Genomic DNA, 13,721 nt, shown 5'->3' with positions numbered 1-13,721 from the left:
CCGCACGCAACCCCGTTCACCGACGCGCCCGGGGTCCCGGCGGTGCTGCTCAGACCGCCGGCGCGAGCCCCCACCTGGCGTAGAGAAGCCCGATGCCCGTGGACAGCCCGTCGACGACGTTCGCCCCGATGTGGGTCACCCCGGGCAGCACCCGCAGTGAGACGAACATCCCCGCCCGCCGCGCCGCCGCCGCGAGCTCATGGGACTGGACGCCGTAGTGGGTGTCCAGGGCGCCCGTCGTGATGATCGTGTACTCGCCACGGTAGAAGTGGTGCACGTGCGCGTTCTTCGCCAGGATCACCGCGGGCTTGGCCGCCTGCCAGGCGGCGAGATTGCCGCGGAAGACGTGGCGGATCATCGTGCGCGAGTAATGCGTCCCGATGTACAGCTCGGGCGACACCGCGAGCACGCTGCGGAACTCCTTCGGGTACTGCGCGCCGATCTTCACCGCGCAGGTGGCGCCGTTGGAGTATCCGGCGATCGTCCAGTAGCGGGGACTCTGGATGATGTTCAGGTGCTTGCGGGCCCAGTCGAGGACGTCGGTGGTGACGTACTGCTCGGCGTTGCCGCGCGCTCCGTTCGTGCAGCCCGGGTCGCCGTCCGTCCCGACCTGGTCGGCGACGATCACGATCGGCGCGAGCCCGTGATGGGCGGCGGCGAGTCTGGCCACGACGTCGGCGGTGGGGCGGATGCTGGGCACGCCCGGGTAGCCCATCATCATGATCATGAGCGGCAGCGCCGGCGCGTTCGGCACCAGAGCGGCCGGCGGCAGGTAGAGCCCGGCCAGCCGGGCGTGGAAGTGCGAGACGGTCCCCGGGATCGAGACGGTGCCGCTGCGCCCCTCGGCCGGCATCCCGCTCGGGGCGTGCCACCGCAGATACAGCGCCGTCCCGGCTGCGGGCGTGGTGGCCTTGTGCCCGTGCGGCAGCGCGACCGGGTTGCTCACCGTGACGCCGAGCAGATCCGCGACGGTCGGGTCGATGCCGAACACGGCGTTCACCTGCACCACCCCGGTGAGGGCGAACGCGCCGATCGCTCCGACGGCGATGACGCGCTGCCACCATCGTCCGCGCCAGATGCAGACGATCGCGAGACCGATGCCGGCGAATGCGGCGGCGGTCCAGCCGAGCACGGCGTCCGGGAGCGGGATCTCGAAGACGAGCGTCGTGTTCGCCCAGATGTAGATGCCCACGGCGACCCCCACCCCGACCACGATCGCGACCGCGGAGCCGATCACCCACCCCTTGGTGGGCTTGCGGACGAGCAGCGCGATCAGCATCGCGAGCGACGTGATGGTGAGCGCCCACGGCACCACGCCCCCGATGATCTGCAGGTTCAGCAGTTCGCGCATGCGACATCCTTCCTCTGAGCCGGTTCACAGTACCGCCGCCGCATTCCGCGAATCGCCTGAACATGCCCGAGGGACGCCCCACGAATGCCGGGAAGATGCCGCGAGCACACGGACCACGCACAGCCGGCTCCTGGCTAGACTGGGATCTCCGCGGGAGTGGTGAAATCGGCAGACACGCAGGATTTAGGTTCCTGTGCCCTCGGGCGTGTGGGTTCAAGTCCCACCTTCCGCACGAATGCCGGTGATTCTTCACCACTCCAACACTCACGACGGAATGCCTGTGCACGCTGCCTCATTGATCCCCTGGCTCAGCCCGGAGAACATCATCTCCGGGGCCGGCCCCTGGGCGCTCCTCGTGGTGCTCGGCATCGTCTTCGCGGAGACCGGGCTCCTCGTGGGCTTCATCCTCCCCGGCGACACCCTCCTGGTCATCGCCGGGCTCCTCACGAACACCAAGAACATCTTCGGGCTGAACGTCTGGGTGGTCGCGCTGCTGATCGCCGTCGCCGCTTTCGCGGGCGGCGAGATGGGCTATTACATCGGCAACAAGGCCGGCCCCGCGGTCTTCGAGCGGCGCGAGTCCGGGCTCTTCAGCCGCAAGAACGTCGACCGCACGAACGCGTTCTTCGCACGCTACGGCGGCCTGACCGTCATCCTGGCCCGGTTCGTCCCCGTCGTGCGGACCTTCGCGCCGGTCGTCGCCGGCGTCGGCAAGATGCCGCGGCGCCGGTACACGCTGTACAACGCGATCGGCGCCGTGATCTGGTGCTTCGGTATCGTGATGCTCGGCTACGTGATCGGTTTCATTCCCGTCGTCGCGGACTTCGTGACCAAGTACATCGACGTGATCCTGGTGGGCGTCGTCGTCGTGAGCGTCGGGGTGACGCTCGCCCACTACTTCCGCGAGCGCGCCAAGGCTCGCAAGCACGAGGCGCAGGCGCAGGCGGAGGCCCCCCAGGATGCCGCGGATGCCGCGGGCCTGGAGGCCTCCGGAGATCAGCCCGCCTGAGCCTCGTCGTCCCCGGTGCCCTTCGCGGCCCGGGACCGCTCGACGCTCGCGCGCAGCGCGGCCATGAGGTCGATGACCTCCCCGCCCGTTTCGGGTTCTGCGGACGCGGCGAACGTGGCCGACGGATCGAGCGTGTCGCCCTCGGCGATCTTCGCGTCGATCAGCACCCGAAGCTCTCGTTGATAGTCGTCCGTGTACTCGGTGGGGTCGAAGTCGGACGCGTAGCTCTCCACGAGGGATGCCGACAGGTCCAGTTCCTGTGAGGAGATCCGCACCGGCTCGTCCAACGAGGGGAACGCGACCTCGCGAACCTCGTCGGACCATCGCAGCGTCTGCAGCACGAGCACGTCGCCGCGGACGCGGAGCGCGGCCAGGCGGGTCTTCTGCCGCAGCGAGAAGCGCACGATGGCGGTGCGATCGGTACGCTCGAGCGTCTGACGCAGCAGCACGTAGGCCTTCGGAGACGCCGAGTCGGGTTCGAGGTAGTACGCGCTGTCGAAGAGCAGCGGATCGAGCTGGTCGTTCGGCACGAACTCGACGACGTCGATCTCCCGGCTTCGCTCCGCGGGAAGGGCGGCGAAATCGGTCTTGGTGAGCACGACGGTCTGTTCACCGTCGGTGTAGGCCCGGTCGATGTCGGCGTACGGCACGACTTCTCCGTCGATCTCGCAGATGCGCTGGTACCGGATGCGTCCGCCGTCGACTCCGTGCACCTGGTGCAGGGACACGTCATGGTCCTCCACCGCGGAGTACACCTTCACCGGGACGTTGACCAGACCGAAGGTCAGCGCGCCTTTCCAGATGGCTCTCATGAACCCAGTACACACCGTCCCGGCGCCGGATGGGGCCGTCTCGCGGCAGGATGGGCACATGGCAGACGACGAGCAGCTGGTCCGCGTCGCGGGTCGCCGCCTGCGGCTGACCAATCTCGACAAGGTGCTCTACCCCGAGACCGGCACCACGAAGGCGGAGGTGATCGACTATTTCTCCCGGATCGCGCCGCTGATGATCCCGCACGTCACCGGCCGCCCGATCACTCGGAAACGCTGGCCGGAAGGCGTGCAGTCCACCCCTTTCTTCGCGAAGGACCTCGAGGCCGGCGCGCCCGGCTGGCTGCGCCGGATGCCCATCCAGCACTCCGGCGGGGCGAAGGACTACCCGCTCGCCGACGACACGGCCGCGCTCGTGTACCTGGCGCAGACGGCGGCTCTGGAACTGCATGTGCCGCAGTGGCGATTCGGCGACGACGGGATGCCGGCGCCGCCGGACCGGCTGGTGCTCGACCTCGATCCGGGGCCGGGGGCCGGGCTGGTCGAATGCGCCGCGGTGGCGCGGTGGGCGCGCCGCATCCTCACCGACATGGGCCTGGAGCCGTACCCGGTGACGAGCGGGAGCAAGGGCCTCCACCTGTACGCGGCGCTCGAGGGCGCGCTGACGAGCGAGCAGGTGTCGCAGGTCGCCAAAGAACTGGCGCGCGCGCTCGAGTCGGACCATCCCGAGCTGGTGGTGAGCAGCATGTCCAAGGCGCTGCGCGACGGCAAGGTGCTCGTCGACTGGAGTCAGAACAACGGCAAGAAGACCACGATCGCGCCCTATTCCCTCCGCGGACGCGAGCGACCGTTCGTCGCGGCCCCGCGGACGTGGGACGAGCTGGACGACCCGGGACTGCGGCACCTGGTGATCGGCGACGTGCTGCTGCGCGCCGACGAGCTGGGCGACCCGATGGCGGCGATCGGATTCCGCGCGGGTGCGCGCGGCGGGACCACCGGCCCCCTGTCGGCGTACATCGCGAAGCGCGACGCGAACAGGACCCCGGAGCCGGTGCCGGAGAACCCGCTCGCCCACGCGACGCCGGCCGGCGAGCGGCCGCGGTTCGTCATCCAGGAGCATCACGCGACGCGGCTGCACTGGGACTTCCGCCTCGAGCACGACGGAGTCTTCGCGAGCTGGGCCGTCCCGCGCGGCGTCCCCCCGACCCCGGGCCGCAACAATCTCGCGGTCCAGACCGAGGACCATCCCCTGGAGTACGGGTCGTTCGAAGGCACCATCCCGCGCGGCGAGTACGGCGCCGGCACCGTCACGATCTGGGACGACGGGCGCTACGACCTCGAGAAGTGGCGGGAGGACGAGATCATCCTCACCGCTGAAGGACGACCGGGCGGCCCGCTCGGTCGCGCGCGGCTGGCGCTGATCCGAACCGACGGCGACGGCGAGAAGTCGACGTGGCTGCTGCACCGGATGAAGACCGATGCGGCCGGACTCCCCCAGCCGGATGCCGCGACGCCGACGCCGACCGAGCAGGCCGATCGGCGGCCGCCGCGCGACCACGAGACGCTCTCGCTCGCGGTGCCGCGGGCGATGCTCTCCGTCTCGGCCACCCCCGGCATCGCGCGGGCAGCAGCCCAGCGGTGGGGCGCGTGGACCGAGATCAAGTGGGACGGCATGCGCGCCCTGGGGGTCTGGGACGGCGAGCGCCTCCGCCTCTATGCACGAAGCGGTGCGGATGCCACTGCCCGCTATCCGGACATCGTCCGTGACGTGGACCTGGGTCCGCGGCCGCTCGTCCTGGACGGCGAGGTCGTGGCGATGGACGCATCCGGCCGGCCGAGCTTCACCCGGTTGCAGCAGCGCATGAATCTGCGCTCCCCGGACGAGATCGCACGGGAGGTTCCGCGCACTCCCGTGCAGTACGTGCTGTTCGACGCGCTGCCGGTCGGAGACGAGCACGATGCCGTCCTCCCGCTGCGCGAACGGCGCCGGCTGCTCGAAGACCTGTCGGCGCGCCTCCCGGCCCAGATCATCGTCCCGCCCGTTTTCGACGACGTGGATGCCGCCCTCGAGACCAGCGGCCGGCTGGGCTTGGAGGGGGTCGTCGTGAAGGATCCGGCCTCGTCGTATCAGCCCGGTGTGCGCAGTCCGTCGTGGCTGAAGGTGAAGCACGTGCGCACGCAGGAAGTCGTCATCGGGGGCATGCGCCCGGGGAGGGGCGGCCGCGCCTCGATGATCGGCTCGCTCCTGGTCGGAGTGCCCACGCCGGAAGGTCTCCACTACTGCGGACGGGTCGGGTCCGGCCTCAGCGAGCGCGCGCTCGCGTCGCTCCTGGACCTCTTGGCTCCACTCGTGGTGAACACTGATCCCTTCGCCGACACCCCGGCCGCCGACGCGGCCGACGCGATCTGGGTGCAGCCGAGCGTGGTGGCCGAGGTCGAGTTCGCCGAGTGGTCGCCGAACGGCACGCTGCGGCAGGCGCGCTGGCGCGGGCTGCGCCCGGACAAGTCGGCGGCCGACGTGGTGCGGGAGGACTGAGCGCCCTCAGATGTGGGCGTCGTGCTCGGAGTGTCCGGCCGGCTCGAGCTGGAACGTGGAGTGCTCCACGTCGAAATGGGTCGACAGGCATCCCTGCAGCTGCGCCAGGACACGGCCGGAGCGCCCGTCGGCGAGCACCTCCGGCGTCACGACGACGTGGGCGCTGAAGACGGGGGCCCCGCGGGTGAGCTGCCACACGTGCACGTCGTGGACGTCCGTGACGCCCGGGGTTCCGAGGATGTGCTCGCGGATCTCCTGGACGTGGACGCCTTCCGGCGCCGCTTCGCCGAGCACCGAGAAGACCTCGCGCAGCAGCGAGACCGCACGAGGCACGATCATGGCCGCGATCGCGAGGGAGGCGAGGGCGTCCGCCTGCGCCCACCCGGTCAGCAGGATCACGAGCGCCGCGACGATCACGAGGGCGGAGCCGATGAGGTCGCCGAGCACCTCGAGGTATGCCCCGCGCACGTTGATGCTGTGGCGCTGAGCGGCGCTCAGCAGCCACATCGACACCGCGTTGGCGACGAGACCCACCGCCGCGACGACGAGCATGAGGCCGCCGGCAACCTCCGTCTCTCCCGGATTCAGGAGGCGCAGGACGCCCTCGACGGCCACCCACACCGACAGCGCGATGAGGATCACGGCATTCACGAGAGCACCGAACACCTCGGCGCGCTGATAGCCGAACGTGCTCCGTTCGTCGGCCGGGCGGGATGCCACGACACTGGCGATCAGGGCGATCACGAGCGCGGCGGCATCCGTGAACATGTGCGCGGCATCGGCGAGGAGCGCGAGCGAACCCGACAGGACCGACCCGACGATCTGCACGACCATCACGGAACTCGTGATCGCGAGCGAGGTCGCCAGCAGCCGACGGTTGTCGGCGCCGCGGACCCCGGGGGCGTGATCGTGCATGAATCCAGCGTACGGGCGGCAAAACCCCGGTCCGGGCCGTTTCCCCTAGTCGGGAATGAGACTTGTTCTCAGGACCGCGTCAGAGCGTCTCGAGCAGGGGCTCGAGCGCACGGAACGCCCGCGCGCGGTGGGATGCCTCGGCCTTCTCGGCATCCGTCCACTCGCCCACGGTGCGCTCGGCCCACGGCACCTGTCCGTCGGGGACGAAGACCGGGTCGTACCCGAAGCCGCCCTCGCCGCGCGCGGCCTCGGCGATCCGTCCGTTCCAGACGCCCTCGACGGTGTGCTCCGCTCCGTCCGGCAGCACGAGGGCGATCACGCTCACGAACTGGGCCGTGCGGTGCGGGTCCGCGATGTCGGAGATCTGGTCGAGCAGCAGGTTCAGGTTGGCGACCGGGTCCTTCTTGTGCCCGGCCCAGTAGGCCGAGAAGATGCCGGGTGATCCGCCGAGCACGTCGACGCTCACGCCGGAGTCGTCCGCGAACGACGGGAGCCCGGTGTGGCGGCAGGCTGCGCGTGCCTTGATGAGCGCGTTCTGCGCGAACGTCACTCCGTCTTCGACGGGTTCGGGCCCGTCGTACCCGAGGAGTTCGAAGTCGGGCCGGGTGGTGCGGATGATCCGCTCGAATTCGGTGACCTTGTGCGGGTTGTGCGTGGCGAGCACCGCCTGCTTGCGGGCTCCGTCGGCGTTCATGCGAGTGCAGCGAGCTGGAGCTCGCGCAGGCGGCTGCATCCGTCGACGCCGAGGTCGAGCAGTGCGTCGAGCTCGCGCTTGTCGAACGGGGCCCCCTCGGCCGTCCCCTGCACTTCGACGAACAGCCCGCGCCCGGTGACCACGACGTTCATGTCGGTCTCCGCGCGCACGTCTTCGACGTAGGCGAGGTCGAGCATCGGCTCGCCGTCGATGATCCCGACGGAGACGGCCGCGACGGAGTCCAGCAGCACGTCGGCCTTGGCGGGGACGAGACGCTTCTCGCGGCCCCATTCGATCGCCTGCGCGAGGGCGACGTACGCCCCCGTGATGGCGGCCGTGCGGGTGCCGCCGTCGGCCTGCAGCACGTCGCAGTCGATCACGACGGTGTTCTCGCCCAGCGCCTTGGTGTCCACGACGGCCCGCAGCGCGCGACCGATGAGCCGGGAGATCTCGTGCGTGCGACCGCCGATCCGGCCCTTGACCGACTCGCGGTCGTTGCGGGAGTTCGTGGCGCGGGGCAGCATCGCGTACTCGGCGGTCACCCACCCCTTGCCCTTCCCGGTCAGCCAGCGCGGCACTCCCCCGGTGAACGACGCCGTGCACAGCACCTTCGTGTCTCCGAAGCTCACCAGTGCGGATCCTTCGGCCTGCTTGCTCCAGCCTCGTTCGATCGTGACCGGACGCAGGTCGCTGACGCTGCGCCCGTCGGCGCGGACGATGTCGCTCATCGGGTGTTCCTCTCGGGGAGTCGGGCGGATGCCGGGATGTCGATGGTGCCGGTCTGCACGAGCCGCACGTCGCGGACCTCGCGGCCCATCAGGCGGTGTGCGAGGCGCAGGAAGTCCTCGGCCGAGGTGCCCGTCGCCTCGTAGACGTGGGATGCCTCGGCGTCGGGGCCGGCCAGCAGGTCCAGCGAGACGAGCTGGCGGAAGACGTCCTTGGCGGTCTCGGTGTCGCTGGAGACGATCGAGACGTCGGGGCCCATGACGTAGCTGATCGCACCCTCCAGGAAGGGATAGTGGGTGCAGCCGAGCACCAGGGTGTCGACGTCGGCCTCGCGCAGAGGGGCGAGGTAGTCGGCCGCGACGGCGAGCACCTCCGGGCTGTCGGTGACGCCGTCCTCGACGAATTCGACGAAGCGCGGGCAGGCCTGGGCGAAGACGGTGTGCCGGGCGTCGATGCCGAGCATGTCCTGATAGACGCCGGATCCGATCGTGCCCTGCGTTCCGATCACCCCGACCCTGCCCGAGCGGGTCGTGGAGATCGCGGTGCGCACGGCGGGGCCGATCACTTCGACGACCGGCACGTCGTATCGCTCCCGCGCGTCGCGCAGCATGGCGGCCGAGGCCGTGTTGCAGGCGATGACGAGCATCTTCACGCCCTGATCGACCAGGGTGTCCAGCACCTCCAGCGAATAGCGGCGGACGTCGGCGATCGGCTTCGGCCCGTACGGAGAGCGCGCGGTGTCGCCGACGTAGAGGATCGACTCCCGCGGCAGCAGCGCGGAGATCGCGCGCGCCACGGTGAGTCCGCCGACGCCGGAGTCGAAGATTCCGATGGGCGCGTCGTTCACAATCGACCAGCCTACCCGGGCGTGCACGGGCGGTCGGCTGCGGCGGCGGCGATATGCTGACCGGCATGGTCGCCCCCTCCTCGCAGCCGAGCACGGCGCTGCTCACGGACCGGTACGAGCTCACCATGCTGGAGGGCGCGCTGCGCGACGGCACGGCCGCGCGGCGCTGCGTGTTCGAGCTGTTCGCGCGTCGCCTCGCGGGCGGTCGCCGGTTCGGCGTGGTCGCCGGCACCGGGCGCCTCCTGGAGGCGCTGCGCTCGTTCCGCTTCGGAGACGACGAACTGCGGTTCCTCCGCGATGACCGCGTGGTGGACGACACCACTCTGGCGTACCTGGCGGACTATCGCTTCCGCGGGTCGCTGACCGGCTATCGGGAGGGTGAGCTCTACTTCCCCGGCTCGCCGGTCCTCACCGTCGAGGGCACGTTCGCGGATGCCGTCGTCCTGGAGACCATCGCCCTCAGCATCCTCAATCACGATTCCGCGGTCGCCACGGCCGCGGCGCGCATGTCCATCGCCGCCGGAGACCGTCCGCTCGCCGAGATGGGCTCGCGCCGGGCATCGGAGCGCGGCGCGGTCGCCGCCGCCCGAGCCGCCTACATCGCCGGTTTCGGTGCGACGAGCAACCTCGAGGCCGGACGCGCGTGGGGAATCCCCACGATGGGCACCGCGGCGCACGCCTGGACGCTCCTCCACGACCGGGAGGAAGACGCCTTCCGCGCCCAGATCGAGGCGCTGGGCGCCGACACGACCCTCCTCGTCGACACCTACGACATCCGGACCGGCGTCGCGACCGCGATCCGCGTCGCCGGCACCGGGCTCGGCGGAGTGCGCATCGACTCCGGCGACCTGCCGATCGTCGCCGCCGAGGTTCGCGCACAATTGGACGCACTCGGGGCGACCGGGACGCGGATCACCGTGACGAGCGACCTCGACGAGTACGCGATCGCCGCCCTGGCGGCCTCGCCGGTGGATGCCTACGGTGTGGGGACGTCGGTCGTGACCGGCTCCGGAACGCCGACCGCGGGCATGGTGTTCAAACTCGTCGCCCGGCAGGATGCCGCTGGTGGGTGGACACCGGTCGCCAAGCTGTCCGCCGACAAGGCGTCGCTCGGCGGGCGCAAAACCGCCTTCCGCCGTCTGGAGGGCGGCACCGCGACGGCCGAAGTGGTCGAGGTCGCGAGCGGATTCGACCTTCCCGACGCTCCGGCACAGCATCCGGATGCGCGTCCGCTGCAGGTGCCGCTCGTGGTCGCCGGCGACATCGACGCGACGGCCGAGGGACCGGAGGGCGTCCGCCGTGCCCGGGCGCACCACCTGCGGGTGCGGGAGGAGCTGCCGGTGCAGGCTCTCGCCCTCAGCCGGGCCGATCCCGGCATCCCCACCGTGCACACGTCGGCGGACTGAGGCGTCGCGTGGCCCGCGGGCCGATCAGTCGCGCAGCGACTCGTAGATCTCCTTGCACGTCGGGCAGATGGGGAACTTCTCGGGATCCCGACCCGGCGTCCACTTCTTGCCGCACAGCGCCTTGACCGGCTTGCCGGTGAGGGCCGACTCGAGGATCTTCTCCTTCTTGACGTAGTGGGAGAAGCGCTCATGATCACCCGGCTCGATGAGCTCCTCGTTGAGGAGTTCCTCGAGTTCGCGGTCGAGGGTCAGGGTGCCGCCCTGGTCGGGGCTGTCAAGGGGCGTGCTCATTTCGCCGATTCTAGTCGGCGAGGCGGCCACCGGACCCCGGTCAGAGCGATTCCGCGAACTCCATGAGGCGGCTGCGACGGCGTTCGAACACCGCCGACCCGCCGGCGACCCCGCCCACCAGGACGGCCAGCCCGATGCCGATTCCGCCCCACAGCGCGTAGTCCGCCGCGACCGCGTCCCCCTGCCACGCCGCCCAAGACCAGGCGAGCACCGGGACAGCGCAGGCGAGAGCCCCCAGCAGCACCAGCGCGGGCGAGACGACCGCAGCGACGCCGACGCGTTCGGGCTGGCGCAGCGGGCTGTCCCCGGGAAGCGTCACGGGGTAGGGCGCCAGCGCGGACGAGATGCTCGACAGACCGAGCCCGGACAGATAGAGCGCGGCGCACAGGCCGATCATCATCGGGAGGGTCGACCAGTGCCCGTGCAGCACCATCGCGACCGGGATCAGCACGCCGAGCGCCGGCAGACCGATCAGGAGGACCGGGACGAGGCGACCGATCCGATCGGAGAAGCCGCGCACGTCGGCCGCGAAATGGATCCAGACGGCGGTGGCGTCGTAGGCGACGTCGTTGTGCGGCATCCACCCGAGGAACAGCGCGATGACCGGCACCGGCAGCAGGACGGCGTCGGCGAACGGCACGTTGGCCACCAGGAGCGGAATCACGCACAGCACCGCGGCCACCGGAACGGCGACGAGGCTCATGAGGTACCGACTGTCGCGTCGCCAGTAGACGAGACTGCGCGCCGCGATCGCACCGCCCGGCGTGCTCGGCGCGACGAGGAACCAGCCGAGCTCGGAGCGCCCCGCCCGCGTCGGGCGCTCCGTCGTCGTCAGCAGGCGCACGGTCACCGCGTACCAGAGCGCACCGAGCACGACGGGGGTCGCCAGCGCGATCACGAGGCTCAGCCAGCCGCCGGCCGCGTCACCCGATGCGAACAGCGCCGGGAGCGCCCATGCCGCCCCGAAGGGCGTCTCCCCCAGGACGCGGGCGGCCGCGACGAGCGGAGCGGGCACGGCGCCGCGCCATTGCAGGGAGAAGACGAAGACGGCGGTCGGCACGACGAAGACCACGAGGGCGAGCAGCAGGATGCCGGTGAGCTCCCGCGAACGGCGTTCGCGCAGCAGCAGGGCGGCCGCACCGAAGCACACGCGAGCCAGCAGCACGCACGTCACGACGACCAGCAGGGCGCTGAGCACGGTCACGGGCCAGGGAACCCCGCGCCCGCTCCAGAACACGACCGCGCCCACGGCGACGATCGTGGCGCCGAGGACGGGGACGCTCACCGCTCCCGCCAGTCCTGCCCCGACCGCGACCTCGCGGGCGCGGAAGTCGAACAGGGCGAACCGGCGCGGATCCACAGGGTCGTCCGAGCGCGAGAGGAGCGCCGCCACCGCGAAACCGACGGTCATCGCCGATCCGGCTATGACGGTCACGACGAACGCGGTCGGCGCGGCGGCGTTCGCGATCGCCGCCAGACCGGCGCACGCGAGCACGGCGCCCGCGAGGATCAGTGCCGCACCCGAAGCCATGCGCACCCTCTGACGCCCCCGCAGGGCGCCCACGATGAGGGCGATCCTCAGTCGGAGAAGGTGTGCAGCCACTCCAGGCTCTCCACATCTCTCACGTCGCCGGCGAGCTGGACGAAGCGCTGCTCCAGAGTGAGCTCGCCCCGCACCTCGGCGACGGTCCCGTCCGCGAGGACCTGGCCTGCGACCATGACGGCGACCCGGTCGCACACTTGCTCCACGAGGTCCATGCCGTGGCTGGACAGGACGACAGTGCCGCCCGCGGCGACGTAAGAGCGCAGGATCTCCAGGATCGCGGAGCTCGACACCGGGTCGACGGACTCGAACGGCTCGTCCAGCACGAGCACCCGCGGCGCGTGGACCATGGCGGCCGCGAGCATGACCTTCTTCGTCATTCCCAGCGAATAGTCCGAGACCGGACGCGACAGCGCGTTCGTGAGATCGAACGCTTGGGCGAGATCGTCGACCCGCTTCTCGACGACGGCCCGGTCGAGCCGGCGCAGGAGGCCGTGGTACGCGAGGAGCTGCCGCCCGGTGAGCCGATCGAAGGTGCGCAGTCGATCCGGGAGGATGCCGAGGTGCCGCTTGGCGCGGTGCGGATGCCGGGTGGCGTCCTCGCCCGCGATGACGATCGTGCCCGCATCGGGCTTCAGGAGCCCCGCGATCATCGAGAGCACCGTCGTCTTGCCGGCGCCGTTGGGCCCGACCAGTCCGTAGAAGCTGCCGGCCGGCACCGTCAGGTCGATGTCCTCGACGGCGACCGATTCGCCGAACGACTTGCGCAGCCCCTGCACCACGACCGCGGGCTCGGTCGGCTCCATCGTCCCGACGACGGATGCCGGGACGGTCCTCGGAGCCGTCGGCGCGACGTCCCCCGGCTCGTCGCGCGGGGTGGGCTCGACCAGGGGTTCAGGTTCAGGTTCAGCTTCAAGTTCAAGTTCAAGCGGGGGCTCGGTCTCAACCGGCGGTTCAGGTTCGACCGGAGCCTCAAGCACTGGCTCGACCGGCGGCTCCGGCTCCGGCTCGGGCTCAACCTCAGGCTCGACGGCGGGGACGGCGGCGGGCACCGACTCGACCACGGCATCCGGCTCGACCACGGCATCCGACTCGACCACCGACTCAGTCGCTGCCACCGGCTCGCTCTCCACCACCGGCTCGCTCTCCGCCACGGCGTCACTCTCCGCCACTGTGTCGCTCTCCGCCACTGTGTCGCTCGCCGCCACCGAATCCCGCTCTGCGACCGGGCTGACGACGATCGGCGGCACGCCGTCGACGGGAAGGGGCGGCTTGGGGGGCACGACGAATCCGATCTTCTCCCCGGCCTGCTCCGCTGCGTGCGCGGCCGCCTCCGCCGCCGGGATCGCCGGCTTCGGAGGCAGGGGCGGGCGGCCCGCTCTGCGTTGGGGCATGGCACCGGCACGCCGCTTGGCGGACGAGGAGTTCTGTGGCAGGTGTCGCGAAGCTGTCACCGCTCCACGGTATCAACCGCCTCTGAGGCGGGCCTGGACGCGCGTTGGGACGGCGCCGCGGACGTGGCACAAGGTCTCGATTTCGTCACGATAGGCGGAGGATAACCCCTGATCCTCGACCTATATCCGGACCGTCCCGCTATCCTGGTCACGGCGCAACGGGGTGTCATCGCGGTCTG

12 protein-coding genes and 1 tRNA gene are annotated in these 13,721 nt (G+C 70.7%); 4 read left to right on the top strand and 9 right to left on the bottom strand.

Annotated features, from left to right (window positions below):
• Positions 1-49: 49 nt before the first annotated feature.
• Positions 50-1,351 (bottom strand): alpha/beta hydrolase, encoded by a 1,302-nt coding sequence (locus LK09_RS11490; RefSeq protein ID WP_039399372.1) that lies wholly within the window; start codon positions 1,349-1,351, stop codon positions 50-52.
• Positions 1,352-1,501: 150 nt separating this feature from the next.
• Here LK09_RS11490 and LK09_RS11485 point away from each other — a divergent pair.
• Positions 1,502-1,583, top strand: a tRNA-Leu gene (locus LK09_RS11485).
• Between the two features lie 42 nt (positions 1,584-1,625).
• Entirely contained in the window at positions 1,626-2,360 is a 735-nt protein-coding gene (locus LK09_RS11480) for a DedA family protein (RefSeq protein ID WP_039399737.1), read from the top strand.
• Here the strand turns inward: LK09_RS11480 and ku are convergent.
• Entirely contained in the window at positions 2,348-3,172 is an 825-nt protein-coding gene (ku, locus tag LK09_RS11475) for a non-homologous end joining protein Ku (RefSeq protein ID WP_039399370.1), read from the bottom strand. The two genes, LK09_RS11480 and ku, sit on opposite strands and share 13 nt — an antisense overlap.
• Positions 3,173-3,230: 58 nt before the next feature.
• On the opposite strand from ku, the gene LK09_RS11470 reads away from it, so the two are divergent.
• The gene (locus LK09_RS11470) at positions 3,231-5,666 is read left to right on the top strand and encodes an ATP-dependent DNA ligase (protein ID WP_039399368.1); all 2,436 of its coding nucleotides are present in this window, start codon (positions 3,231-3,233) and stop codon (positions 5,664-5,666) included.
• Between the two features lie 6 nt (positions 5,667-5,672).
• On the opposite strand, the gene LK09_RS11465 is transcribed toward LK09_RS11470, so the two are convergent.
• The 4 genes from LK09_RS11465 to murI all read right to left on the bottom strand — a co-directional run bounded on the left by LK09_RS11465 (position 5,673) and on the right by murI (position 8,848).
• On the bottom strand, positions 5,673-6,581 hold the full coding sequence (locus LK09_RS11465; protein ID WP_039399366.1) for a cation diffusion facilitator family transporter: 909 nt from the start codon (positions 6,579-6,581) through the stop codon (positions 5,673-5,675).
• A gap of 79 nt (positions 6,582-6,660) precedes the next feature.
• Positions 6,661-7,275 (bottom strand): RdgB/HAM1 family non-canonical purine NTP pyrophosphatase, encoded by a 615-nt coding sequence (gene rdgB, locus LK09_RS11460; RefSeq protein ID WP_039399363.1) that lies wholly within the window; start codon positions 7,273-7,275, stop codon positions 6,661-6,663.
• Positions 7,272-8,003: a ribonuclease PH gene (rph, locus tag LK09_RS11455; RefSeq protein ID WP_039399361.1), complete on the bottom strand. Its 732-nt coding sequence runs from the start codon at positions 8,001-8,003 to the stop codon at positions 7,272-7,274. Before rph ends, rdgB begins: the two co-directional genes overlap by 4 nt.
• A complete protein-coding gene (gene murI, locus LK09_RS11450; RefSeq protein ID WP_039399359.1) occupies positions 8,000-8,848 on the bottom strand; it encodes a glutamate racemase in 849 nt (282 codons plus the stop codon). Before murI ends, rph begins: the two co-directional genes overlap by 4 nt.
• A 65-nt stretch (positions 8,849-8,913) precedes the next feature.
• Here murI and LK09_RS11445 point away from each other — a divergent pair, with 65 nt between their 5' ends.
• Positions 8,914-10,254, top strand: a complete 1,341-nt coding sequence (locus LK09_RS11445) for a nicotinate phosphoribosyltransferase (RefSeq protein ID WP_039399736.1) — start codon at positions 8,914-8,916, stop codon at positions 10,252-10,254.
• Between the two features lie 24 nt (positions 10,255-10,278).
• Here LK09_RS11445 and LK09_RS11440 read toward each other — a convergent pair whose 3' ends face one another.
• From LK09_RS11440 to LK09_RS11430, 3 genes are read right to left on the bottom strand one after another with little or no spacing between them, the layout of a single operon-like run.
• The gene (locus LK09_RS11440; RefSeq protein ID WP_039399357.1) at positions 10,279-10,545 is read right to left on the bottom strand and encodes a DUF3039 domain-containing protein; all 267 of its coding nucleotides are present in this window, start codon (positions 10,543-10,545) and stop codon (positions 10,279-10,281) included.
• 40 nt (positions 10,546-10,585) lie between these two features.
• Positions 10,586-12,148 (bottom strand): hypothetical protein, encoded by a 1,563-nt coding sequence (locus tag LK09_RS11435; protein ID WP_039399355.1) that lies wholly within the window; start codon positions 12,146-12,148, stop codon positions 10,586-10,588.
• Positions 12,124-13,482, bottom strand: coding sequence for an ABC transporter ATP-binding protein (locus tag LK09_RS11430; protein WP_082008211.1), 1,359 nt, complete (start codon positions 13,480-13,482; stop codon positions 12,124-12,126). Before LK09_RS11430 ends, LK09_RS11435 begins: the two co-directional genes overlap by 25 nt.
• Positions 13,483-13,721 lie beyond the last annotated feature (239 nt).

It is taken from the genome of Microbacterium mangrovi (assembly GCF_000802305.1).
In the GTDB taxonomy this organism is placed as follows: domain Bacteria; phylum Actinomycetota; class Actinomycetes; order Actinomycetales; family Microbacteriaceae; genus Microbacterium; species Microbacterium mangrovi.
This window is presented reverse-complemented; position numbering and strand designations above follow the sequence as displayed.

Excerpts from the sequence above, each read along its gene's own strand:
- LK09_RS11490 (WP_039399372.1), bottom strand. The coding sequence starts at position 1,351 with ATGCGCGAACTGCTGAACCTGCAGATCATCGGGGGCGTGGTGCCGTGG.
- LK09_RS11480 (WP_039399737.1), top strand. The coding sequence starts at position 1,626 with ATGCCTGTGCACGCTGCCTCATTGATCCCCTGGCTCAGCCCGGAGAAC.
- ku (WP_039399370.1), bottom strand. The coding sequence starts at position 3,172 with ATGAGAGCCATCTGGAAAGGCGCGCTGACCTTCGGTCTGGTCAACGTC.
- LK09_RS11470 (WP_039399368.1), top strand. The coding sequence starts at position 3,231 with ATGGCAGACGACGAGCAGCTGGTCCGCGTCGCGGGTCGCCGCCTGCGG.
- LK09_RS11465 (WP_039399366.1), bottom strand. The coding sequence starts at position 6,581 with ATGCACGATCACGCCCCCGGGGTCCGCGGCGCCGACAACCGTCGGCTG.
- rdgB (WP_039399363.1), bottom strand. The coding sequence starts at position 7,275 with ATGAACGCCGACGGAGCCCGCAAGCAGGCGGTGCTCGCCACGCACAAC.
- rph (WP_039399361.1), bottom strand. The coding sequence starts at position 8,003 with ATGAGCGACATCGTCCGCGCCGACGGGCGCAGCGTCAGCGACCTGCGT.
- LK09_RS11445 (WP_039399736.1), top strand. The coding sequence starts at position 8,914 with ATGGTCGCCCCCTCCTCGCAGCCGAGCACGGCGCTGCTCACGGACCGG.
- LK09_RS11440 (WP_039399357.1), bottom strand. The coding sequence starts at position 10,545 with ATGAGCACGCCCCTTGACAGCCCCGACCAGGGCGGCACCCTGACCCTC.
- LK09_RS11430 (WP_082008211.1), bottom strand. The coding sequence starts at position 13,482 with ATGCCCCAACGCAGAGCGGGCCGCCCGCCCCTGCCTCCGAAGCCGGCG.